This is a genomic window from Bradyrhizobium barranii subsp. barranii (assembly GCF_017565645.3).
Classification (GTDB): Bacteria; Pseudomonadota; Alphaproteobacteria; order Rhizobiales; family Xanthobacteraceae; genus Bradyrhizobium; species Bradyrhizobium barranii.
This window is the reverse complement of record NZ_CP086136.1, coordinates 1-22,785: the sequence shown is the minus strand read 5'-3', so window position 1 is coordinate 22,785 and position 22,785 is coordinate 1. Positions and strand designations below refer to the sequence as shown.

Annotated in this window: 16 protein-coding genes and 2 pseudogenes; 2 read left to right on the top strand and 16 right to left on the bottom strand. The window is 63.8% G+C overall.

Annotation, left to right across the window (positions count from 1 at the left end; translation table 11 throughout):
• Positions 1 to 92: 92 nt before the first annotated feature.
• The 6 genes from J4G43_RS00085 to J4G43_RS00060 form a co-directional block, all read right to left on the bottom strand.
• A complete protein-coding gene (locus J4G43_RS00085; RefSeq protein WP_208083698.1) occupies positions 93 to 743 on the bottom strand; it encodes a 2-hydroxychromene-2-carboxylate isomerase in 651 nt (216 codons plus the stop codon).
• Between the two features lie 22 nt (positions 744 to 765).
• The gene (locus tag J4G43_RS00080) at positions 766 to 2,160 is read right to left on the bottom strand and encodes an MATE family efflux transporter (RefSeq protein WP_208083697.1); all 1,395 of its coding nucleotides are present in this window, start codon (positions 2,158 to 2,160) and stop codon (positions 766 to 768) included.
• Positions 2,161 to 2,381: 221 nt separating this feature from the next.
• Complete coding sequence (gene murA, locus J4G43_RS00075; RefSeq protein ID WP_208083696.1) at positions 2,382 to 3,677, bottom strand: UDP-N-acetylglucosamine 1-carboxyvinyltransferase; 1,296 nt, start codon at positions 3,675 to 3,677, stop codon at positions 2,382 to 2,384.
• Positions 3,678 to 4,032: 355 nt separating this feature from the next.
• Positions 4,033 to 4,500, bottom strand: coding sequence for a hypothetical protein (locus J4G43_RS00070; RefSeq protein ID WP_208083695.1), 468 nt, complete (start codon positions 4,498 to 4,500; stop codon positions 4,033 to 4,035).
• Positions 4,501 to 5,127: 627 nt separating this feature from the next.
• Entirely contained in the window at positions 5,128 to 5,556 is a 429-nt protein-coding gene (locus J4G43_RS00065) for a hypothetical protein (protein ID WP_208083694.1), read from the bottom strand.
• Positions 5,557 to 5,717: 161 nt separating this feature from the next.
• Positions 5,718 to 6,212: a hypothetical protein gene (locus tag J4G43_RS00060; protein ID WP_187387846.1), complete on the bottom strand. Its 495-nt coding sequence runs from the start codon at positions 6,210 to 6,212 to the stop codon at positions 5,718 to 5,720.
• Between the two features lie 389 nt (positions 6,213 to 6,601).
• Between J4G43_RS00060 and J4G43_RS00055 the strand changes: the two are divergent.
• Together J4G43_RS00055 and J4G43_RS00050 are read left to right on the top strand one after the other, a co-directional pair.
• Positions 6,602 to 7,869 (top strand): annotated as a pseudogene (locus J4G43_RS00055) (IS256 family transposase).
• A 272-nt stretch (positions 7,870 to 8,141) separates the two neighbouring features.
• The gene (locus J4G43_RS00050) at positions 8,142 to 8,756 is read left to right on the top strand and encodes a MarC family protein (RefSeq protein WP_063980104.1); all 615 of its coding nucleotides are present in this window, start codon (positions 8,142 to 8,144) and stop codon (positions 8,754 to 8,756) included.
• Between the two features lie 213 nt (positions 8,757 to 8,969).
• Here the strand turns inward: J4G43_RS00050 and gyrB are convergent, their stop codons facing one another.
• The 10 genes and pseudogenes from gyrB to dnaA all read right to left on the bottom strand — a co-directional run bounded on the left by gyrB (position 8,970) and on the right by dnaA (position 22,785).
• Positions 8,970 to 11,405, bottom strand: a complete 2,436-nt coding sequence (gyrB, locus tag J4G43_RS00045; protein ID WP_063980103.1) for a DNA topoisomerase (ATP-hydrolyzing) subunit B — start codon at positions 11,403 to 11,405, stop codon at positions 8,970 to 8,972.
• Positions 11,406 to 11,687: 282 nt separating this feature from the next.
• Positions 11,688 to 12,431 carry a hypothetical protein gene (locus J4G43_RS00040; RefSeq protein ID WP_208083693.1) on the bottom strand — a complete coding sequence of 248 codons (744 nt, stop codon included), beginning with the start codon at positions 12,429 to 12,431 and terminating at the stop codon, positions 11,688 to 11,690.
• 139 nt (positions 12,432 to 12,570) lie between these two features.
• A pseudogene (locus J4G43_RS55820) lies at positions 12,571 to 12,757 on the bottom strand (hypothetical protein); the annotation flags it as partial.
• A 148-nt stretch (positions 12,758 to 12,905) separates the two neighbouring features.
• Complete coding sequence (locus J4G43_RS00035; RefSeq protein ID WP_208083692.1) at positions 12,906 to 15,446, bottom strand: arylsulfatase; 2,541 nt, start codon at positions 15,444 to 15,446, stop codon at positions 12,906 to 12,908.
• A 143-nt stretch (positions 15,447 to 15,589) separates the two neighbouring features.
• On the bottom strand, positions 15,590 to 17,758 hold the full coding sequence (locus J4G43_RS00030; RefSeq protein ID WP_208083691.1) for a hypothetical protein: 2,169 nt from the start codon (positions 17,756 to 17,758) through the stop codon (positions 15,590 to 15,592).
• A 106-nt stretch (positions 17,759 to 17,864) separates the two neighbouring features.
• On the bottom strand, positions 17,865 to 18,608 hold the full coding sequence (locus tag J4G43_RS00025) for a hypothetical protein (RefSeq protein ID WP_071917050.1): 744 nt from the start codon (positions 18,606 to 18,608) through the stop codon (positions 17,865 to 17,867).
• Positions 18,609 to 18,727: 119 nt separating this feature from the next.
• Positions 18,728 to 19,864 carry a DNA replication/repair protein RecF gene (gene recF / locus J4G43_RS00020; RefSeq protein WP_208083690.1) on the bottom strand — a complete coding sequence of 379 codons (1,137 nt, stop codon included), beginning with the start codon at positions 19,862 to 19,864 and terminating at the stop codon, positions 18,728 to 18,730.
• 109 nt (positions 19,865 to 19,973) lie between these two features.
• Positions 19,974 to 21,092 carry a DNA polymerase III subunit beta gene (gene dnaN / locus J4G43_RS00015; protein WP_014491013.1) on the bottom strand — a complete coding sequence of 373 codons (1,119 nt, stop codon included), beginning with the start codon at positions 21,090 to 21,092 and terminating at the stop codon, positions 19,974 to 19,976.
• A 4-nt stretch (positions 21,093 to 21,096) separates the two neighbouring features.
• The gene (locus J4G43_RS00010) at positions 21,097 to 21,243 is read right to left on the bottom strand and encodes a hypothetical protein (protein WP_157791208.1); all 147 of its coding nucleotides are present in this window, start codon (positions 21,241 to 21,243) and stop codon (positions 21,097 to 21,099) included.
• A gap of 129 nt (positions 21,244 to 21,372) precedes the next feature.
• The gene (gene dnaA, locus J4G43_RS00005) at positions 21,373 to 22,785 is read right to left on the bottom strand and encodes a chromosomal replication initiator protein DnaA (protein ID WP_063980098.1); all 1,413 of its coding nucleotides are present in this window, start codon (positions 22,783 to 22,785) and stop codon (positions 21,373 to 21,375) included.

The following is a 22,785-nucleotide window of genomic DNA, read 5'->3' as shown; positions in this document are numbered from 1 at the left end:
TTTCAGGGAAACCGGTTCATGCCGGCCGGCAAGAGCGTTTTCGAGCGAAGTGGATAGCGGTTCGCGTGAAGAAAACGCGTCCAAAACTACAATCAGCGCCTGTTCAGGCCCTTGGCCACCATGCGCCAGACCAGCAGGTCGATGCGGTCCTGGCCGAAGAACGGCTCGTTCTCGAACACGAAGGTCGGCACGCCCCAATGACCGGAGGCGGCGTGGTCCTTTTCGTTCTCCGTGATCACCCGCTCGTAGCGATCGGGGTCGGCACTGATCGCTTCATCCATCGCGGCGAGATCGAAGCCGGCTGCTTCAGTGGCGCGCGCGAGGTGATCGCCTTCGTTCCATCCCGCCACCGAGCCGTCCCACAGCACGCGCGCGATCGCATCGGTGAATGCGAGCGAGCGGCCTTCGAGCTGCGCCATCGCGCCCAGCCGGGTCAGGCGGTGGATGTAGGGCTGCTCGGCCGTAACATCGAACGTCGTCTTGTCCTGCACGATCGGATCGGGCCTCGGAAAGCGGAACGGGATGCCCTCGTGCTGCGCCACGCGCGTGCTGTCGAGCACCACATAGCGAATGAAGTTCGGGCTGGCCTTCTTGAAGAAGCCGGGCACGCGGACGGCGAGCGGATAGACCGGCCGCAGATTCACCGCGAGATCGTACTCTTCGACGAGCTTGAGCGTCTTCGGCAGCGCCAGATAGCTGAAGGGACTGCGGTAGGAGTAGAAGAGGTCCACGGACAGGGTCATCGCACCGGCTCCATGATCCCGATCATCCCGCCAGTCTGCGCGTCAGCATGCGGAAGCGCAAGATCAGGAGGCCGGCATAGACGAACGTGCCGGTCGAGAACCCGATCCAGACGCCGACCGCGCCGAGCCCGACATTGAAGGCCAGCACCCAGGCGATGGGAAAGGCGACGCACCAATAGCCGATCGCCGCGAACAGCAACGTCATCCTTGTATCGTTGATGCCGCGCAGCGCGCCGGCCATGATGGTCTGGAGGCCGTCGGCGATGAAGAAGGTCGCGCCGACCAGCAGCAGGGTCGCCGTCAGCTCGACAGTGGCCGCGCTGGCCTCGCTGCTCCCGAAGAACAACCGTCCGAGCTCATAGCGGCCGAGGATGATGGCAACGGTCAGGGTCGAGACCAACGCTACGCCAAGTACCGCCGCGACGAGGCCCGCGCGCCTCACCGCGGCCGGGTCGTCGCGGCCGAAAGCATGGCCGACGCGGACCGTCGCCGCCATGCCGATGCCAAGCGGGACCATGAACAGCACGGCCGTGACCTGGAGCGCGATCTGGTGCGCGGCAAGGGCAGTGGTCGAGATCAATCCCATCAGCAGCGCGGCGGACGAGAACAGGCCGTATTCCAGCAGCAGGGAAAACGAGATCGGCGCGCCGACCGCGATGAGCTGTCGCATCAGGGGCCAGTCGATCCGCCACAGATGGGCGAGCGGGCGGTAGTCCGCGAATGGCTTTCGCCATGCGGCGATGGCGAGCACGGCGAGGAAGGTGCCGAGATTGACGAGCGTGGTCGCAAGCCCCGCGCCGAACAGGCCGAGCTCCGGCAGGCCGAACAGGCCGTGGATCAGGCAATAGACCAGCGCCGCGTTGGCGGGGATCGCTGCAACGGTGATCCACAGCGGCGGCTGCGGCCGGTTCACCGCGCTCATCATGCTGCGCAACGCGATGAAGCCGAGCGCCGGCGCGATGCCCCAGGCCAGCCCGTTCAGATAGCGCTGCGCGAGCGCGGCCGATTGCGGCGCCTGTCCGAGCGCCAGCAGGATGCGCTCGCCGTAGAGCGGCGAGGCCATCATCGGCAGCGAGATCAGGAGCGCGATCCACAGGCCGGCGCGCAGGGAGCGGCGGATGCGCTTGACGTCGCCGGCGCCGAACGCCTGCGCGGCCAGCGGCGACACCGCGGCCATCAATCCGAGCCCGAAGGTGAAGCTGACGAAATAGACCGTGTGCGCCAGCGCGGCGGCCGCGACCGCATCCTCGCCGAGCCGCCCGATCAGCGCGAGATCGGTCGTGATCATCGCGATCTGCCCGAGCTGCGTCAGCATCATCGGCACGGCCAGCCGCAGCGTCTCGACGAACTCTTCGGCGAGATGGTTTTGCGGCACGCCGGCTTGCGGCTGCGGACGAGGCTGGACGGTGTCGAGCATGGCGGTTGCAATAGCACAGCCGCACGTCGAAAACATGGCCCCGAGTGCGAGATGCTTCTTCACCCTCTCCCCAAGGGGAGAGGGTGGCTCGCCGCGCAGCGGCGAGACGGGTGAGGGGTATGTCTCCGCGAATTCAAATCAGAGTGGATTCGCGGAGACATACCCCTCATCCGGCGCTTCGCGCCACCTTCTCCCACAAGGGGAGAAGGGAAGAGGAGCCCTCAGCCTTTCCTCTCCGGCACGCGCCTGATCTTCGCGCCGAGCGCGTTCAGGCGTTCGTCGATGCGCTCATAGCCGCGCTCGATCTGGTCGGCGTTGTTGATCGTGGAGGTGCCCTCGGCGCAGACCGCGGCGAGCAGCATCGCCATGCCGGCGCGGATGTCGGGCGAGATCATCGATGCGCCGCGCAGGCGGCTGGGGCCGGCGATGATGGCGCGATGAGGATCACAGAGAACAATTCGCGCGCCCATGGCGATCAGCTTGTCGACGAAGAACATCCGCGATTCGAACATCTTCTCGAACATCAGGATCACGCCGTCGCATTGCGTGGCGGTGACGATCGCGATCGACATCAGATCGGCCGGGAAGGCCGGCCAGGGCTGGTCTTCCAGCTTCGGCACGTGGCCGCCGAAATCGTCCTGGATCTTCAGCGTCTGGTTCGAGGGGACGATGAGATCGTCGCCCTCGATGCGGCAGACGATGCCGAGCCGCTCGAATCCCATGCGGATCGAACGCAGATGCTCGACACCGGCGCGCACGATGCGAAGCGGGGAACGCGTGACGGCCGCAAGCCCGATCAGCGAGCCGACCTCGATATGGTCGGGCTGGATCCGGTAGGTCGTGGCGCCCAGCGCCGCCGGCCCATGCACGATCATGGTGTTGGTGCCGATGCCCTCGATTCGCGCGCCGAGCGCGACCAGGAAATTGGCGAGGTCCTGCACATGCGGCTCGGAGGCCGCGTTGCGCAAATGGGTAACGCCGTCGGCTGCGACCGCTGCGACCAGCGCGTTCTCGGTTGCGGTGACGCTCGGCTCGTCCAGAAACACGTCGGCACCGGCGAGCTTTGCCGCGCGGAATTCGAGCCGGTCGGTCGCGGTGACCTTTGCGCCCAGCTGTTCGAGCGCGAGCACATGGGTGTCCAGGCGGCGGCGGCCGATGACGTCGCCGCCGGGCGGCGGCAGCATCACTTCGCCGCAGCGGGCGAGCAGGGGGCCCGCGAGCAGGATCGAGGCGCGGATACGGACGCAGAGCTCGGGGTCGAGGTCGGCGGCGCGGATGCTCTTGGCGTGGATGTGCAGCGTGTTGCGGGCGGTCCATTCCGCCGCCGCGCCGACCGAGCGGATCAGCTCGACCAGCGTCTCGGTGTCGCGGATCCGCGGTACGTTCTCCAGCGTCACCGGATGTTCGGTGAGCAGGGCGGCGGCGATGATCGGCAGCGCCGAATTCTTGTTGCCGGACGGCTCGATCGAGCCCGAGAGCCGGTGACCGCCCTCGACAATGTACTGGATGGGCGCCACGGGGTTCTCGCTGTCCTGTTGGGTGGGGCTGTTTCGGGCGGAAACTACAGAGAATTGACCGCGGGAGCAATTGTGCTCGCTGCGGTTAGAGCCAGCCTGTTAGCCCCGAAGAGGCTGCTAGCCCCTCATGGTGAGGAGCGCGGAACGCGCGTCTCGAACCATGAAGGCCCGGACATCTTGCTTGCGACCATCCTTCGAGACGCCCGCTTCGCGGGCTCCTCTGTCCCGTGCTGAGGAGCGGGCTTCAATGCCCCAGGATGAGCCGGTCTCCCGTCCGCCACCGCGCGAGCCATTCTATCCCGCCCGGCGACCTTGAAGTTACAAGGATGAGGATCGGAGCTTGCGGCAAGCGGCCCTAGAACAGGCCGATGTTGTTCGCCACCACATAAAGGACGACGATCAGCATCAGGACGCCCATGGCGAGGAAAGATATCTCGATGGCGATGGCGCCGCTGCCGAGCGCGGCCGCGACGCCCGCCAGAAGCCTCTCCTCGCGAAACACGAGCGCGAGCACGGAGAACAGGATGGCGAGCAGGCCGAGCGAGATCGCGCCGATCGAGGATGCCTCCCTCAGCTGGCTTCCCGTCGACTTCTCGCGTGGCGGCGCCTGATACTCGACGCCCTTGACCCGCGCGATCATGCGATCCTTCAGGCGGTGGCCGGTGTCGACAATCACTTTGTCGGCCGGCGGCGGCGGGTAGATCGCGGGTATGACCCAATGCGACAACACGGCCGCGATCAGCGCCAGCACACCGACGATGCTACCGATCACGCCGAGACGGCGAGAGGGGAGGACAGGGCTGGCAGTTGCGGAACTGGTCATGGCCGCGACGTTTCCCGGCCAGAACGGGCCGATGGGTTCACGCCATTTCGTCGTGATGGCCGCTGGTCGGGTTCATCGGCGGTGTCTCCACAGCGTCATGGCCGAGCATAGCCGTCCAAAGGACGGCGTCGCTTCCGCTCGCCTGTCCCGGCCATCCACGCCTTTGCCCCGATGCACGAAGAACGTGCCCTGGGACAATCCCGGGCATGACGCCCCTTCGTGAATGTGTCTCCACACAAATAACTTTGACACAGTCGCCCGAAATTTCGCAATAGAATCAAGGGTCACTCGACGTGCCGTAAAATAATTCTCTGACTCAAATAACTCAACAGCCTGACTCTAGGAACGCGCTCCAACGCCTAACTCTGACTCTACCGCGTCGGGCGCCGCTTCTGGTTGTATCGACGCCTTTGCAAGGCGGCGCACTGGAACGTCCCGCACTCGGCGGACGCGGGAGGGTATACTTAGGTGGCCATCGAAGGCGTCATTGGCCAAGAAGTTAACGGTCTATCGAGAGTTTGAAGGCCTGCAGGTGCGGACGCCATCAGGTGTTGACCGATGATTAAACGTCATGAGCTCGCTCGATCTAAGCGAACCACGTCGAGCTTCATCAGAATGGCAATTGCGTCATGATTTATCGCGAGCGAATACGACATCGAACTTCTGTTTGGCGACCACCTGATCAAAGACGCCGTTCAGCCGGTCGTTGGCCGCGTCATAATTGAGCGTGTAGGTCGAGCCGTTGTAACCGGCGGCGCGCAACTCGAAGAGCAATTTGAGCGCGTTACCGTCCCTGCTCGCGACCGCGACATGAAAAGGCAATGGTCTCGGATTTGCGTAGCTCGCGTCGAGTTTGCCGTCCGCGTCAACAGCTCGGATGGTGATCACGTAACCTCCCTGGAGACGTACCCAGCGGCCGAGTAGCCTGTCAAATGCCGGTTCAGCTGACGACTGCCTTGCGGCCGTCGTTGCGGATGGCTGCTGAGAAGGCTGCTGCGCCAATGCCGGATTCACGATCAGGGAGAGGCAGAGCATCACAAATGGAATGGGATTCATATTGGTTCGATCCGCTTGGTTGCTTCTTCGTCGATCCCGCCCCATGAACCTTGCTTCCTGCCATGAAGCGCTCAGGCCGCTTTATTTGTAAAGCCCCGGTAGTGGCTCAGATCAGTCGCGCTCCGCTACTAAATCGGGTGACATATTGTAAGGTAAACTTATTATTGCTGCAGAGCATTTTCTACAGTCATTGCGATCCATGCAGAACTCGATAGACCCTGCTTGCGTGCGGTGGCATTGAGCGCGTCGACGACATCCGGCGCAAGTGGAACGTTGACAATGACGTCCAGCCCGCTTTCCAAGCTGTAGACCAACTGCGTGATTTGCCCAGCGAAGCGCCGAACCTTTGCAGCTTTTTCTGCATCAGTCTGCGAGCTTTCTTGAGCGACGATCAGGCAGTAAGCGCCGACAAGATGACTTACAATCTGACTCTTTGCCATACCGTCACGACGTAGAGTATCGATAGTCGAGTTGAGCCGGCCGAGACTTCCCATCGCGTCAGCGTCGGGAAGAAGGGCCTTCATTCTTTCAAGCTTTGAGGGATCGCTGCTGGTAAAATTGAAAGGACAGTTGAGTTTTTCGATAGCGGCGGAGGGCTCTGGCGAGAGCATGATTCCCAATAGCATGAGGCTTCGCGGCAGTGACATCTTAGTCATGGGATGCTCCGTCATTTGTGAGCCAGACGGAGAGACTGCTACGCTGATAAAGTTAGAGCAATATGCCTGAACCGCGGGACACTCTAACGAAAATTGTCAGGGAGACTGACGCTTGGTGTAGGTGATCACGTGCCACGTCGTTCCTCGAGGACGACCACGGCGGACCTGTAGCGGGTGATGGCGCGTCGCAGCGTTGCAGCCCACTGAAACCGCCTTCGCGAGATTTTCGGGTCGTTCGATTTTCAGCTTTGCAATAAGGTCGCCGAATGAGCCGAGCGCCAAATCGCTCGGCGAGCTATGGCGGAATCTGGGTGATGACGGTGTGAGGAAGGCGGCGTATCGAGGCGGGTGACGAGCCTGCCAGAACCTCTCGAGGAGAGCGATACGCCATGACCGAGACTACCAATGTTCTTGCTTTCCGTCAGCCGTCCGCGGTTGATGATCCACTGACCGATATCGTTCGAGCCGGCGCGCGGGACCTGCTTGCCAGGGCGATCGAGATCGAGGTTGGCGCGTTTCTGGCCAGCAAGGCCAATCTGACGCTGCCCGACGGTCGAGCGCGCCTGGTCCGACATGGGCACGGTCCGGTGCGCGAGATTGCGACCGGCATCGGTCCGGTGGAGGTCGCTCGTCCCAAGGTCCGCGACCGCGGAGCGAGCGGGCCAGGCGACCGCCTCCGCTTCAGTTCGGCAATCCTGCCGCTATGGGCGCGGCGGACGAAGAGCCTGGATGCCTTGATCCCGGTCCTCTATTTGCGCGGCATCTCGACCGGCGACTTCCAGGAGGCGCTCTCGGCGCTGCTCGGCAAGGATGCGCCGAACCTGTCGCCTTCGGTGATCGCCGGCCTGAAGGCCGATTGGCAGGTCGAGTACGAACGCTGGCAGAGACGCGATCTGTCGGCGCGTCGCTATGTCTACATCTGGGCCGATGGCGTGTACCTGCAGGCCCGCATGGAAGATCACAGCGAATGCATGCTGGTGCTGATTGGCACCACGCCGGAAGGCAAGAAGGAGCTGATCGGCTTCCAGGTCGGCGTGCGCGAGAGCGCGCAGAGCTGGCGCGAACTCCTGATCGACCTGCGGCAACGCGGGTTACGATTGCCCCGCAACTCGCCATCGGCGACGGCGCCCTCGGCTTCTGGAAGGCACTGGACGAGGCCTTTCCCGGCACGCGGCACCAACGATGCTGGTGCCATAAAGTGAGCAACGTACTCGACAAGGTCGCCAAATCCGTGCAGGGCCCCATGAAGAACGACCTGCGGAACATCTATCTGGCCCCACACCGGGCCGAAGCTGAAACCGCGATCGACGTCTTCGTCGAGAAATACCACGTCAAATACGGACGTGCGGTGGAGTGCCTGATCAAGGATCGCCATGCGCTGCTCGCCTTCTTCGACTTCCCTGCTGAGCACTGGATCCACCTACGCAGCTCGAACCCGATCGAGAGCGTCTTCGCCACGGTGCGCCACCGAACGGTGCGGACCAAGGGATCGCTGTCGCAACAAACTGCGAAGCTGATGGTGTTCAAGCTCATCGACGCCGCATCGAAGACCTGGCGGCGATTGAAGAGCACGAACCAGTTGCCGAAAGTCATCGCCGGTGTAAAGTTCATCGACGGAATCGAAGTCATTCCGAACACTGAAAGCCACGCCGCCTGATCAGGCCGCGTCACCCAAAATCAGCCATAGCTCTCGCTCGGCTTGCGAATCGATGACGGATAACTGTCGACGGAGATGTTGGAAAAGTTATTGACACTCTGTGACATCGCACCAAGCTAGCCGTCGTTCTCGACCCGAATGCCAAAGCGATGTTTTCGATCCGACATTCAGCCCGTTTACCGATTTCGCACTGCCAGAGGCTAGGACGCGCGTCAGAATAATCACGCACCCGGCGATTGAGCAAATGCCCCTAGAATTTGTGAGTCGATCTCGTGACAGACCTTCACCAAATTCTGCAAGCGATTGTAACCATTTTGGCCGTTATCAATCCCGTAGTGTGCGGTTCGCTCTTTCTGAGCCTGACGCCGAATCTGACCGCGCCGGAACGACGACGCGAGGCGGCCAAGGTCGCCCTCAACATTCTGATCATATTGATGGGCTCTGCGTTGGTCGGACTCAAGGTTTTAAGCATCTTCGGGATTTCGCTTGACGTGTTCAGGGTCGTCGGCGGAATGATCATCGCGTATATGGGATTCGATATGCTGCGTGGCAGCCATACGGTTGCTCAGGCGCCGCCCGACAATAGCGACGCGGACGTTCAGGGCTCACTTGTACCACTTTTAATGTTTGCAGCCGGTCCCGGAACTATTACGGCCGTGGTCACGTTGGCAGCTGTTCATACGCCCGATGGTTTGCCGGTGACGGCAATCATCGCCGCTGTCGCTGGAGCAGGCGTAACATTTGTGGCGTTGACCCTCGCTGTTCGGCTTGGGCCTCGTCTAGGCCGAGGCACGCAAGCGACAGTCACACGCTTCATGGGGCTCATCGTAGCATCCATGGGAATGCAATTCGTGCTGGTCGGCCTAAAGGCGTTTCTTGAGACTTAGGGTCACAATCATCGCGTAGCGAACAATCGGCCAATGAGGTGGCGCTCGAGGGCATCCTTCCCGCGGAAAGCTTTCGCTTGTTCGAGCCGTTTTACACCACAAAGGAAAATGGTCTCGGTCTCGGGATGTCAATCTGTTCGACGATAATTGAGGCGCATGGAACGTCATGCCCAGGACAAGCCCGGGCATGACGATCACCCAAAGCCACGAGCCTCAGATATCGATCGTCGCGCTCAGCGAATGTTCCTGGATGAAGTCGCGGCGCGGTTCGACCACGTCGCCCATCAGCTTGGTGAAGATGTCGTCGGCCTCGTCGACCTCCTTGACCTTCACCTGCAACAGCGAGCGCGCATCGATGTCCAGCGTCGTTTCCCAGAGCTGCTCCGGGTTCATCTCGCCCAGACCTTTGTAACGCTGGAGCGTGATGCCCTTGCGGCCGGCGTCGGTGACCGCTTCGAACAGGTCGACCGGGCCGTAGACCATGTGCTCGATGTCCTTGCGCCGCAGCTTGCCGGGGCGGGCATAAACGTCCTGGAGCTTCACGGTGTATTCGTCGAGCTTGCGGGCTTCGACCGAGCCCAGGAAGGCGGCGTCGATGACGGCGGCTTCCTTGACGCCGCGCACGGTGCGCTCGAACTGGAAGCCCTGGCCTTCCACGTACTGGCCGACCCAGCCGCGCTCGACCTCCTCGGCCTGGTTGTCCAGCCGTCCCGCGATGTATTGTGCCGCTGCGGCGGCTTTCTCGGGATCGCCGTAGATTGCCTTGTTGAGCACGCCGGTGATGGCGGCCTGCTCGATCACCTTGCGATTGTAGCGGCTGTGCAGATTGCGCAGGACGCTGCGGACGGTGCGGGCGTCGTCGACCAGCGAGCGCAAATCGCGGCCGGTGCGATCACCGCCGACGCCGGGAATGAAGACGCAGTCGTCGAGGCCTGTGTCGATCAGATAATCCTCGAGCGCCCGCTCGTCCTTCAGATACTGCTCGGACTTGCCGCGGCTGACCTTATAGAGCGGCGGCTGGGCGATATAGAGGTAACCGCCGTCGATGATGTCGCGCATCTGCCGGTAGAAGAAGGTCAGCAGCAGCGTGCGGATGTGGGCGCCGTCGACGTCGGCGTCCGTCATCACGATGATCTTGTGATAGCGCAGCTTCTCGATCGAGAATTCGTCGCTGATGCCGGTGCCGAGCGCGGTGATCAGCGTGCCGATCTGCTCGCTTCCCAGCATCTTGTCGGGGCGGACGCGTTCGACGTTGAGGATCTTGCCGCGCAGCGGCAGCACCGCCTGGAATTCGCGGTTGCGGCCCTGCTTGGCGCTGCCGCCTGCCGAGTCGCCCTCGACGATGAAGAGTTCGGACTTCGCCGGGTCCTTTTCCTGGCAGTCGGCGAGCTTGCCGGGCAGCGAGGAGACCGAGAGCGGGCTCTTGCGCGTCAGCTCGCGCGCCTTTCGCGCGGCTTCACGCGCCGCGGCGGCCTGGATCACCTTGCCGACGATCATCTTGGCTTCGCTAGGGTGCTCCTCGAACCAGGCCTGGAGCGCCTCGTTGAGGACGTTCTCGACCACGGGACGCACTTCCGAGGACACCAGCTTGTCCTTGGTCTGCGACGAGAATTTCGGATCGGGCACCTTCACCGAGAGAACGGCGGTGAGGCCTTCACGGCAATCGTCGCCGGTCAGCGCGATCTTTTCCTTCTTCGCATTGGCCTCGGCATAGCCGTTGACCTGGCGCGTCAGCGCGCCGCGGAAACCGGCCAGATGGGTGCCGCCGTCACGCTGCGGGATGTTGTTGGTGAAGCACAGCACGTTCTCGTGGTAGCTGTCGTTCCACCACAGTGCGGCCTCGACGCCGATGCCGTTGGCCTCCGCGCGCACCATGATCGGCGCCGGCACGATCGCCTTCTTGTTGCGGTCGAGATATTTGACGAACTCCTCGACGCCGCCGGAATAGTGCATCTCCTCGCGCTTCTCGACCGCATGGCGCATGTCGGAGAGGGCGATGTTGACGCCGGAATTGAGGAAGGCGAGCTCGCGCAGCCGGTGCTCCAGCGTCGCAAAATCATATTCGATGTTCTTGAAGGTTTCCGTCGAGGCCTGGAACGTCACCTCGGTGCCGCGCTTGCCCGGCGCGTCGCCGACCACCACCAGCGGTGCGACCGCATCGCCATGGGCGAACTCGATGTAGTGCTCCTTGTTGTCGCGCCAGATGCGCAAGCCGAGCTTGCTCGACAGCGCGTTGACGACGGAGACGCCGACGCCGTGCAGGCCGCCGGAGACCTTGTAGGAATTCTGGTCGAACTTTCCGCCGGCATGGAGCTGGGTCATGATGACCTCGGCCGCGGAGATGCCTTCACCCTTGTGGATGTCGACGGGAATGCCGCGACCGTCGTCGCGCACCGTGACGGAATTGTCGGCATTGAGCACGACGTCGACGCGCGTGGCATGGCCTGCGAGCGCCTCGTCGATCGCGTTGTCGACGACCTCGTAGACCATGTGATGCAGGCCGGAGCCGTCGTCGGTGTCGCCGATATACATGCCCGGGCGCTTGCGGACGGCGTCGAGACCCTTGAGCACGCGGATCGATTCCGCCCCGTAATCGCTTGGATTTGAGGGCTCGTTTTCGGCAGGCGTCTGCCGAGCAGGTTCTGTCATGAGAGGCCTTCGAGATGTCGCCCGAATCAGCCGCGCAAAAGGCGCTGATTTGCAGGCTATTTGTGCCATGAAAGACCGCTTGCGCCTAGCGCAAAGTATCCTCCGGCAACCCTTTGACGAAATAGGGGTTTTTTGCCGGTTTTCAAGGCTCTCGAAGGCCGATTCTGGGGCTTGCGAAAAGGGCGATTCGAGGTCCTGTTTTTAGCTCTTGAAGGCGTGGATTTTGCGGGGCGGAGAAGCGCGTTCCCAGGCGCCGTGGCGTCCCGGAACAGGTCACTTGGTTCAGTAGATCTGATCCGGCTTCTTGTCGTTGTCGCCCAAGCTGAGGGACCAGGCCTCGCCTGAGGCCACGGTGATGGTATCGGTGCGCACCGGATAGCCCGACACGACCAGCTTGTAGGAATATTTGCCGGGCGGCAGATCCAGCGTTTGTGGGTGATTGACGCCGCCCGCGATCTTGATGGTCTGATCGTTGATCGTGAGCGAAGCCGTGTCCGGCGCGAGATAGCCGAATATCAGCCGCGCTTGTCCTGCTATCGGCAGGAAATTGGCCTTGGCCACGGCCTCCGTATTCCGTTGCACCAGGTCGACTGTGGTCTCGTCCTTCGCGCGGCCGAGCTTCAGGGTGGCCGGCCCCTTCGGGGAGACAAAGGCGAGCTGAGCGTGATCGGCGGCAACCACAGTGCCCTCAGGCCTTTCCTCCCAGCCGCGCTTTGCGAGCTCCGTGCGGTAGAAGGCGAGCACATCGCTGAGCTGGGCCGGTACACGGGCTTCGAGCCCGACCCGCAGCGGGATTTCGATGCCGGTCATATGGGTGGTGTTGGAGCTGGAGAAGTTGTGTTGCTTCGGCACCGGCATCGCGGCGTCTGGATCCGCCGGTGTGAGTGCGGCCGAAGTTTGCGGTGACGGGTGCGGCAGCCATCCGCCGGCGCCTGCGGCGACCAGGCCGCCCGCGAGAAGAGCCAGGCCGCACGCGAACAGCCGCCATCGTGCCGGGACCTTCGTTCTGCGCCTCACCGTCGTCATGCCACTCTCCAGGGATGTCGCGCGTTGTAGTCTTCGCGCGATGCAGCGGCTGCGACACAGTCGCCGCCGCCTCCGGACGACTAGTCGCCCCACCAACCGGACAGGTTCAACCTGACCGTTACAGGCACAGGCGGCGGGATCAATACATCTGAAGCGGCAGCACGTCGCCGCTTGGCCCCACGAGGAGGCCCCAGGGCGTCGCCGGCGGCTACGGTCAGGGTCTCGTTGCGAGCGGGCTGCCCGGGCAGGCGCAGCTCATACTGATACTTGCCGGGCGGTAGATCCAGCATCGGGCCTTTCGGCGATTGCGGGCCGCCGGCGCCGGCAACGCATCCAGCGCGCCAAATGAAGGATCCACTGCCGGCACTCCCTTCTATACGCGATGATATTTCGCGCAGGCTTTCGAAGCGGATCCGCCGAACGATTTCCTAGCGAAGAAGGATGAGTCGTGGCATTGGCCACGACTTGTCGCGCTCAGTCCCTCGCTCTTTCAAGTGCGTGTCGAATGACCTTTTGCTCATCCTCCGTCATCTGCGTTGCGCCAAGCTTGAAGGTCAGCTTGTCGATCTTGCCGGTGAAACGGAAGGGCAGCTTATAGCTGTCGTCCACCGTCGTGCGGGTGTCGCTGCCGATGTCAAACGTTTCGTCGATGGCCATAAGAAACGGAATCGTGTGCGGGATCGTCTTTGCGGCCACCAGCTTGCCATCGGCCGTCAGTACGCCGGTGCCACCCTTGCCCGGGCCGGGTCCGTTGTACTTGAAGTCGAATACAATGGTGTGCTTGCCCGGCTTGAGCGCATCGGTAAACAAGTCGCGACCGCCAATGCCGCCTTCCCAGCGGTACCGTTCCAGATCGAGCAAGTTGTATACGAAGACCGGCTTGCCTTTGAGCAGGTAGAGGGCGTATCCGCCAAAGCGACCGCCTAGAGTTGCGATCATTCCTTCCGCGCCGCCTTTAGGAACGGTAACCTCGGCCGTGATCGTGTAATCCTTATTGAGAAGGCTCGGAGCGTTAGCGTCAGGGATGCCAGCGTTCTCACCAGAATATGTGAAAACGGTTCGTCCGGCGGTCGCGCTTGGGCGCGGTGTCACAATGCGGGGCAGGACCGAGTTGTCCAGCGGAAAGACCTGGTATTTCGCCGCCTCCGACAGGAACAACGCTTGCAACTCCCTGAGCTTGTCGGGATTCTTGGCTGCGAGGTCATTGGCCTGCGAGTAATCCTCGGCGATGTTGTAAAGCTCCCACTTGTATTCATTGATCCCCGGCAGCTTGGCGGTGCCCAGAAGCCAGGGAGGCGCAGGCGGCGTCGTACATGCATACCAACCATCGTGATAGATGCCGCGGTTCGCGAACATCTCGAAATACTGCGTGTCGCGCTTTGACGGCGCGTTGGCGTTAGCCTGGTCGAACGTATAGGCCATGCTGACGCCCTCGATGGGCCTTTGCTTGATTCCATTGACGGTGTCGGGAGCCTGAATGCCTGTGGCTTCCAGAATCGTCGGCACGATGTCGATCATGTGATGGAATTGGCTGCGGATGCCGCCGACGTCCTTGATGTGGCCGGGCCATGAGATGGCCATGCCTTGCCGGGTGCCGCCGAAGTGCGATGCCACCTGCTTGGTCCATTTGAACGGGGTGTCGAAGGCCCACGACCACGCCACCGACATATGCGGGTAGGTCTTGTCGGAGCCCCAATCCTCGTAGTGCAGCATCAGCTCGGTTTCGGGCAGTTTCAGAATGCCGTTGTAGGCGGTCATCTGGTTCGGAGTGCCCTCGAGCGTTCCTTCGGCGCTGGTGCCATTGTCGCCGCTGATGTAGATGATCAGCGTGTTGTCGAGTTTGCCCATGTCCTCGACCGCCTGGATGACGCGGCCGATTTCGTAGTCGGTATACGCCGCATAGCCGGCAAACACCTCGGCTTCGCGCGCGTACAATTTCTTCTGGATGAACGAGAGCGAGTCCCACTTCGGCAGCGTATCCGGCCAGGCGGTGAGCTGGGTGTTCGCCGGGATAACCCCGAGCTTCTTCTGGTTGGCGAAGATCTGCTCGCGCAGCTTCTCCCAACCCATGTCGAACTTGCCCTTGAACTTCTCGCTCCATTCCTTCTTCGGCTGATGTGGCGAATGGGTGCCGCCGGGCACGTAGTAGACGAAGAACGGCTTCTCGGGCGCCGCCGCGTTCAGTCCGTTCATGTAGTTGATGGCGTCATCCGCCATGTCGGTGATGAGGTTGTAGCCGGTCTTGCCGACCCATGGAAAAACCTGGCTCGTGTTGCGGAAAAGGTAAGGCGTCCACTGGTCGGTCTCGCCGCCCATGAACCCATAAAAATACTGAAATCCCATGCCGATTGGCCATTGGTCGAACGGCCCGGCCGAGCTGTACAGATAGGTCGGGGTGTTGTGGTTCTTGCCGAACCATGAGGTGGCAAATCCATTGTCCCGAAGGATAGTCCCGACCGTTGCACTGTCGGGGCCGATGACGGAATCGTAGCCGGGAAAGCCGGTGGACATTTCACCGATCACGCCAAACCCCACCGAGTGGTGGTTGCGGCCGGTGATCAGCGCTGCCCGCGTCGGCGAGCAGAGCGCTGTCGAGTGAAACTGCGTGTAACGCAGGCCCGCCTTGGCGATGCGATCCATGTTCGGGGTCGGGACCACCCCACCGAAGGTGCCGGTCACGCCATAACCCTGGTCGTCGGTCATGATCAGCAGCACGTTCGGCGCGCCTTTGGGCGGCACAACGGACGGTGGCCAGTATGGCTTGGAGTCCGTGGCATCTTCCTTGATCACGCCTTCGAACTTCGGAGGTTCAGGCGGAAGCTGCTTGCCATCGATGGTTGTCGTGGCGCTCGGCGAACCCGGCGTGCCGGTGGTTTGCTGCGCGAGGCTGGTCGTCTCCAGCGCGCACAGCCAAAAAGCGACCGTCAGTGCGGTGCCGCAAAGCAGCAAGTTGCGGTGGTTTAGTAAGCGACTTTCTGGCCTTGAGCTATCGTCAACGTGACGGGTACGGTTCATTGCAAGCTCCCTCTTGGAGACGTCAGAACCCTGTTGACGCCTATTCGGGCCGCAATGCCGCAACGCTCTGTTGATTTAGATCAACTTTCCGCCCACGGGTCCGAAACGCCGGCTGCGCGTGGGCGCACCTGCTTCGTCGCACCTCAATACATCTGCAGCGGAAGCACGTCGCCGCTTGGCCCCACCAGGAGGCCCCAGGCGTCGCCGGCGGCTACGGTCAGGGTCTCGTTGCGAGTGGGCTGCCCGGGTAGGCGCAGCGCATACTGGTACTTGCCGGGCGGCAGGTCGAGCATCGGGCCTTTCGGCGATTGCGGGCCGCCGGCCCCGGCCGCGATCTTGATGGTCTGCTTGTTGATCGTCAGCGACGCCTCCTTCGGCCCGATATTGCCGAGCATCAGCCTGGCCTGGCCCGCCTTGGGCATGATGTCGGCCATGGCCGCTGCCTGCGGATTCCGCTGCACCAGGCTGACCGTTGTCTCCTCCCTGGCGCGGCCGAGCTTCAGCATGGCCGGACCCTCCGGCGAGGTGAACGCCAGCTCCGCCCGATCGGCGGTGACAGTCGCGCCGTCAGTCTTTTCCTGCCAGCCGCGCTTGGTGAGCTCTGCGCGATAGAAGGCGAGGACATCTGAGAGCTCAGCCGGAATGCTGGCTTCAAGCTCCTTGCGGAACGACTGGTCGCTGCCGGGGAATTTCGTCGAGCTGATCCCGCTCGAGCTGCGCTGCGTCGGCACCGGCAGGGCGGAATCGGGATCGGGCTTCAGCGGCTCGGTCGATTTTGCTTGGATCGGCTTTGCTTCTGCCGATTTGGTCGCAACCGGCTTCGCCGCAGCCACGACCAGGCCGGATCCGTTGGCGCTGACATTCACCTTCGGGCCCATCTGCATCACGGTCATCGAGATCGACTTGCCGGCCTTGGAGAATTCCATCACCGCCATGTTGGGCTGGTTGATGACGGAGGGCTGCTCTTTCCAGCCCGCGTTCTTCAACGATGCGCGGTAGAAGCTGCCGAGAGCCTTCACGCTCGACGTGGAAGAGAATTCGAGCCGGCCGTCGCCGCCTTCGAACGTCACGCCTTCGGCGGTCTCGGGCAGCGGCACCGGCGTCTTGCTGTCGGCGAGCGCATTGAGCGGCGCATCGGACAGTCCGGCGGCCTGCACCTTGCGGCGGGCCTCGTCGGCGGCGATCATCTTCTGTGCGGCTGCTGCGGCATCGCTGAAGAACTTGTCGTCGGCCTCCTTCTTCGCCTTGGCGCGGGCGGCAAGCGCGGAGTCCTTCACCTGTGCGGTCAGGCTGACCATGGTGAAATCGTATTTGCGGCCGAGCCGCAGCACGCCGGTTTCCTCGGCGTTGGAGATCTTGATCGCGACCTCGTCGTCGGGCGCGAGCGGCGCGCTGCCATCCTCCTGCCAGCCGCGCGCGGCGAGCTCGCGGTGATAGAAGGCCAGCACGGCGGGCAGCTCGGCCATCGCGGCGGCCGACATCTCGCGCTTGTTGGAGCTTGCGCTGCCGAGGCCCCTGGCCGTCTTGGTCGGGTTCGGCCGCGGCAGGCCGGCCAGATCGCCATCGGCCTTGAGCTCGCTGGGCAGGGCGAAGGGCGCGACGCGGATATCGACATTGGTGCGGCCGTCGTCGCGGCGCGTCAGTGTCAGCATGACGGGCTTCTGCTGGTAGAAGCCGGTGTCCTTGCTGTCGGGGTGCGCGTAGAAGGCGCGCAGGCCGTTGGGAACGGTTTCATCGAGGCTGGTCGTCCAGCGCGCGGCGGTTTCCGGCGTGAGTTTCTGCCAGCCGATCGCAGCCATCTGGCTGGCGTAGAAATCCGACGTCGCATCGAGCGCGCTGGGCGCGATGCAGCCGAGATAGGGCCGGGTCCCGTCGAACATGATGTCGCTCGCGCCGTCCGGAAACGGCACGTTCCCGTAGATCCGGTCGGTCGTGTAGTAGACCACGGATTGATCGGGCCGGCCGAGGGCCTGCGTGAAGTGAACGGAAAGGCCCTGCCGTCCCTTCTTGAAGTTCAGCGTGGTGCTCTTCTCCTCCAGCGGCCTGACATAGGGCACCCAGCCGTCAGCGCTCAGGAGTTTCTTCACCGCCGGCGATGTCACGGCTTCCGGCGTCGGCATGCGGTATTCGACGCGGTAGGGATCGGGGCGCGAGGTGTCTTCCACCGCGCCCTCGAGCTGCGGCAGCGCATGGACGTCGACGATGCCTCCGTCGGCGGCGGCCGCGATCGAGCAGCTCGCCATCAGGACAAGGCCGCAGGCAAGCAGCTGCCATCGTGCCGGGACTGGCGTCCCGCGCGGGATCATCGACATCGTCACGTCTCCAGGATATTGCGCACGGCTCAGGCGTGCGCATTTGCAGGCTGCGACACCGTCGGCGCGGCCTCAGACGAGAAGTCGCGGCAGAAACCCGGGAGGTTCAATACAGCAGGAGCGGCGACCATGCCTCTCCGTCGCGCCCGACCGTAAGCTCCCAGGTATCGCCGGCGGCGAAGTTGAGGATGTTCGTCGTGGCTGGATGGCCCGGCACGCTCACCTCGTAGGAATATCTGCCGGGCTGCAGATCCAGCGAAACCGCGTAGGCGCCGGCGGCGTGCCTGATGGTCCGGTCGTTGATCGTGAGCGTGGCTTCCGTTTCGCTGATATTGGAGAACACCAGCTTCGCCTGGCCGGGCTCGGGCATCACGTTCGCATTGGCCGCGACAGATGCATTCTTCTGCACGAGATTGACGGCGGTGCTGGCGTCTTTGCGGTCGAGCGCCAGCATGCCAGGTCCGAGCGGGGAGGCGAAGGCGAGCTTGACGTGATCGGCGGAGACCACCGCGCCATCGCGCTGCTCCTGCCAGCCGAGCTTGCTGAGCTCGGTGCGGTAGAAGGCGAGGACGTCGCCGAGCTCGGCGGGCACGGTGGCCTCCAGCCTTGTGCGGAGCGGCGTTTCAACGCCCTTGACGACGGTGGTGTGCGTTCCTCGGTAGCTGTAGCGGGTGGGCGCGGGCAGCTTGGCAGCGGGGTCCGGCGTGAGCGCCGACGCGAACAGCGGCGACAGATGCGGCACCCAGGCGCTGGCGCTTGCTGCGAGCATGCAGACCGCGAGCAAGAGGAGGCCGCACGCAAAGGCCAGCCATTGAGCCGGGACTCGCGCCCCGGTCCTTACCGTCCGCATCTCATTCTCCAGGGTTTTCGCGCGTGACGTCATTTGCGCGCTGGCGAAGGCCGTGACAGGCATCGCCGCGGCCTCAAAGGCTAGTCGCGATTACAAACGGCCGGGTTCAACGGCGCGGTCTAGCGCCGTGCGGAGACACGTCCGCTCTCGACGTCAAAGACATCGCCGCCTACGCCAATGTCGGCAAAGGCGGCGGGGTCGGCGCCGGTCAGCCACACCTGCGCGCCGAGCTTGCGCAGCTCCTCGAACAGCGCCGCGCGCCGGTTCGGATCGAGATGCGCGACGACCTCGTCGAGCAGCAGCAGCGGCACGATGCCGGTCATCTCGGCGACCAGGCTTGCATGCGCCAGCACGAGGCCAATCAGCAGCGCCTTCTGCTCGCCGGTCGAGGCATCGCGCGCCGGCATGCTCTTCGGCGCATAGATCACCTGGAGATCGGTGAGGTGCGGGCCGTCGGTGGTGCGGCCGGCGATGGCATCGCGCGGGCGGTTGTCGCGCAGGATCTGGCGGTAGCGGTCCTCGACCGACGTCGCGGTCTCCGTGAGCAGCGCGTTCTCCATCCAGCCGTCCAGCGCGATTTGAGCGGACGGAAACGCGGATTCCTGCGCGCGGGCGTTGAGCATGCCGGTGAGGCGCGCTGCGGTCTGGCCGCGCGTTGCGGCGACCGCGACCGCAAGCTCTGCGGTCTCGCGCTCGATCGCGTCACACCAATGGTCGTCGTAATTGCGCGTCTCGAGCAGGCGGTTGCGCGAACGCAACGAGCGTTCGAGCGCCGAGATGCGGCTGGAATGCTCGCTGTCGATCGCCAGCACCAGGCGGTCGAAGAAGCGCCGCCGCTCGGAGGCCGCGCCCATGAACAGCCCGTCCATCGCCGGCGTCAGCCACACCATGCGGATATGGTCGCCGAAGGCGGTGGCCGAATTCACCGGCTCGCGGTCGATGCGGCAGCGCCGGCTGATCGTGCTGTCGGGGCGCGGCGCGTCGATGCCGGTGCCGAGCGTAGCGAGCCCCAGCGCACCCTCGACCTGCGCCGACACCGCCCAGGAGCCGTCGCCCTGGTTGTCGGCGACATCTTCCAGCGTGGCGCGCCGCAAGCCGCGGCCCGGCGACAGGAACGAGATCGCCTCGATGCAATTGGTCTTGCCGGCCCCGTTCGGCCCGACCAGCGCCACCATGTCAGCCGCCGTCTCGAGCCCCGCCGCCCGGTAATTGCGAAAATGCGTCAGCGTCAGGCGTTGAATGCGGGAGGGGGTCATATCACTCTGTCATTGCCGGGCACCCACGTTCTCAGGCTCCCAAGACGTGGATGGCCGGGACAAGCCCGGCCATGACGCATGTAGTCAATGCGAAGGAGGCCGGTAGGCCTCACACCCGCATCGGCATCAGCACGTAGAGCGCGCTCTTGTCGTCCTTGTCCTGCACCAGCGTCGGCGAGCCGGGGTCGGCGAGCTTCAGCGTGGCGACGTCGCCTTCGATCTGGGCGGCGATGTCGAGGAGGTAGCGCGAGTTGAAGCCGATATCGAGGGCGTCGGAGGCGTATTCGACTTCGAGCTCTTCGGTCGCGCTGCCGGAATCCGGGTTGGTGACCGATAGCACCAGCTTGCCCGGCGACAGCGAGAGCTTCACGGCGCGGCCGCGCTCGCTGGAGATGGTGGAGACGCGGTCGACCGCGTTCTCGAAATCCTTCTTGTCGACGACGAGTTCCTTGTCGTTGCCCTGCGGGATCACGCGGCCATAGTCGGGGAAGGTGCCGTCGATCAGCTTCGAGGTCAGCACCACATTGCCGATGGTGAAGCGGATCTTTGCCTGCGACAGCTCGATCGTGACTTCGGCCTCGTTGTCCTCGATCAGGCGCTGCACCTCGCCGACGGTTTTCCGAGGCACGATCACGCCGGGCATGCCGTCGGCGCCCTTGGGCTGGACCAGGTCGAGCTGGGCGAGCCGGTGGCCGTCGGTGGCAACGCCGCGCAGGGTGGCGGCCGTGGCCGTGCCCGCGGCGTGCAGATAGATGCCGTTGAGATAATAGCGCGTCTCTTCGGTCGAGATCGCGAACTGGGTGCGGTCGATCAGCCGCTTGACGTCCTTGGCGGCGAGCGAGAACGAGTGCGACATGTCGCCGGCGGCAAGATCCGGGAAATCATTCTCCGGCAGGGTCTGCAGCGTGAAGCGCGAGCGGCCGGCGCGGATCGCCAGCACGGCGCGGTCGCCGTCGGCCTCCAGCACGATCTGCGAGCCGTCAGGCAGCTTGCGCACGATGTCGTAGAACATGTGCGCCGGCACCGTGGTGGAGCCCGCGGTCGCGGTTTCGGCCGGGAGCGTCTCCGTCACCTCGAGGTCGAGGTCAGTCGCCTTCAGCGACAATTTCGCGTTCTCGGCGCGGACCAGCACGTTGCCGAGGATCGGAATGGTGTTGCGGCGCTCGACCACGCGGTGGACATGACCCAGCGATTTCAGGAGTTGCGCGCGTTCGACCGTAACCTTCATTGCACTACTCGCCCGATCCCCAAGGAAACACAACGTTGGAAAAGCCGGGCGGCGGGACGCGCGCCACGGCATCGAAGACCCCGAAAAGCCGGATCATCCAGCCGATATGACCAAAGCCGTCAGGGTCGCGCAAGGTGGCGCGGAAAGCCATCCGTTTCAAGGGATTGCGGGGTGGTTCCCCACGATTTACAGCCCAAAAGGAGGGCGGCCGTCCCGACAAACGAACACCGCCGCCCAGGCATGGCCGGGGCGGCGGGAGAATGGCAGGAGCCTTAGGCGTTTATTCCTGAAGCTGGCGCTTCAGCGACTCGACTTCCTCGGACAGCGCCGTGTCCTTGTTGACCAGCGCCTCGATCTTGCGCACGGCGTGCAGCACCGTGGTGTGGTCGCGCCCGCCGAAGCGGCGGCCGATCTCGGGCAGCGAGCGCAGGGTCAGCGTCTTGGCGAGATACATCGCCACCTGGCGCGGACGGACCACGTTGGCGGTGCGGCGCGAGGACAGGAGGTCGGAACGGCTGACATTATACTGCCGCGCCACCACGCGCTGGATGTCCTCGATCTTGATCCGCTTCGGCTCCTGCGGCCGGACCAGATCGCGGACCTCGCGCTCGGCCATCTCCAGCGTCACTGGCTGGTTGTTCAGCTTCGAATGCGCGAGAAGCCGGTTGATCGCGCCTTCGAGGTCGCGGCCGTTGTGGGTGATGGTGCGCGCCAGATAGAGCAACACCTCCTCCGGCACGTCGAAGGTGGCGTGATGGGCGCGAGCCGCGGCGACGCGCGACTTCAGGATGCCATGTCGCAGTTCTTCGCCGAGCGAGCCCATCTCGACCACGAGACCGCCGGCGAGACGCGAGCGCACGCGATCGTCGAGGCTTTCGAGGTCGGACGGCGGACGGTCGGCCGCGATCACGACCTGGCGGCCGGCATCGATCAGCGCGTTCAGCGTGTGACAGAACTCGGCCTGGGTCGACTTGCCCTGCAGGAACTGGAGGTCGTCGATCACGAGCACGTCGATGCCGCGCAGCGCTTCCTTGAAGGCGAGCGCCGTCTGCGTCTTCAGCGCGGCGACGAAGCCGTACATGAATTTTTCGGCCGTGAGATACAGCACCTTGCGCTCGTTGCCGGAATTGCCGGCCCAGGTCACGGCCTGCAACAGATGCGTCTTGCCGAGGCCGACACCGGCATGGATGTAGAGCGGGTTGAACATGACGGGGTCGCCGCGACGCCCTTCGGCGACCTGACGAGCCGCCGCATGCGCCAGCGTGTTGGAGCGGCCGACGACGAAGCTTGCAAAGGTCAGGCGCGGATCGAGCGGCGAGCCGCCGAGCGCGTCATGATTTGCGGAGACCGGCGCTGTCGCCGTCGAGCGCAGTTCCGGCGCGGGCGCGCGGCGTGTTTCGACCGGCGCAGGCGTCTCCTTCTGCTGCACGACCGGGCGCACCGCGGAGCGAACGGTGAGATCGATGCGATGCACTTCCGGCGCCTCGGCCTGCCAGCACGACAGTACGCGCTCGGCATAATGCGCCTGAATCCAGCTCTTCAGGAAGCGCGTCGGCACCGAGAGCCGTACGCTCTCCTCCTGCACGCCTTCCAGATCCATACGGGCGAACCAGCTCGTGTAGACGTCTTCGCCTACGTTCGAGCGCAGCCGGCTCTTCACGCGTGACCAGCGATCCTGTTCCGATGTGTTCAT

Bases quoted from the DNA above. Each gene is read 5' to 3' on its own strand.
- J4G43_RS00035 (WP_208083692.1), bottom strand. From the start codon at position 15,446: ATGAACCGTACCCGTCACGTTGACGATAGCTCAAGGCCAGAAAGTCGC.
- J4G43_RS00070 (WP_208083695.1), bottom strand. From the start codon at position 4,500: ATGACCAGTTCCGCAACTGCCAGCCCTGTCCTCCCCTCTCGCCGTCTC.
- J4G43_RS00010 (WP_157791208.1), bottom strand. From the start codon at position 21,243: ATGGCTTTCCGCGCCACCTTGCGCGACCCTGACGGCTTTGGTCATATC.
- J4G43_RS00065 (WP_208083694.1), bottom strand. From the start codon at position 5,556: ATGAATCCCATTCCATTTGTGATGCTCTGCCTCTCCCTGATCGTGAAT.
- J4G43_RS00080 (WP_208083697.1), bottom strand. From the start codon at position 2,160: ATGCTCGACACCGTCCAGCCTCGTCCGCAGCCGCAAGCCGGCGTGCCG.
- recF (WP_208083690.1), bottom strand. From the start codon at position 19,864: ATGACCCCCTCCCGCATTCAACGCCTGACGCTGACGCATTTTCGCAAT.
- J4G43_RS00040 (WP_208083693.1), bottom strand. From the start codon at position 12,431: ATGACGACGGTGAGGCGCAGAACGAAGGTCCCGGCACGATGGCGGCTG.
- gyrB (WP_063980103.1), bottom strand. From the start codon at position 11,405: ATGACAGAACCTGCTCGGCAGACGCCTGCCGAAAACGAGCCCTCAAAT.
- J4G43_RS00030 (WP_208083691.1), bottom strand. From the start codon at position 17,758: ATGTCGATGATCCCGCGCGGGACGCCAGTCCCGGCACGATGGCAGCTG.
- J4G43_RS00085 (WP_208083698.1), bottom strand. From the start codon at position 743: ATGACCCTGTCCGTGGACCTCTTCTACTCCTACCGCAGTCCCTTCAGC.
- dnaA (WP_063980098.1), bottom strand. From the start codon at position 22,785: ATGAACACATCGGAACAGGATCGCTGGTCACGCGTGAAGAGCCGGCTG.
- J4G43_RS00025 (WP_071917050.1), bottom strand. From the start codon at position 18,608: ATGCGGACGGTAAGGACCGGGGCGCGAGTCCCGGCTCAATGGCTGGCC.
- J4G43_RS00060 (WP_187387846.1), bottom strand. From the start codon at position 6,212: ATGACTAAGATGTCACTGCCGCGAAGCCTCATGCTATTGGGAATCATG.
- dnaN (WP_014491013.1), bottom strand. From the start codon at position 21,092: ATGAAGGTTACGGTCGAACGCGCGCAACTCCTGAAATCGCTGGGTCAT.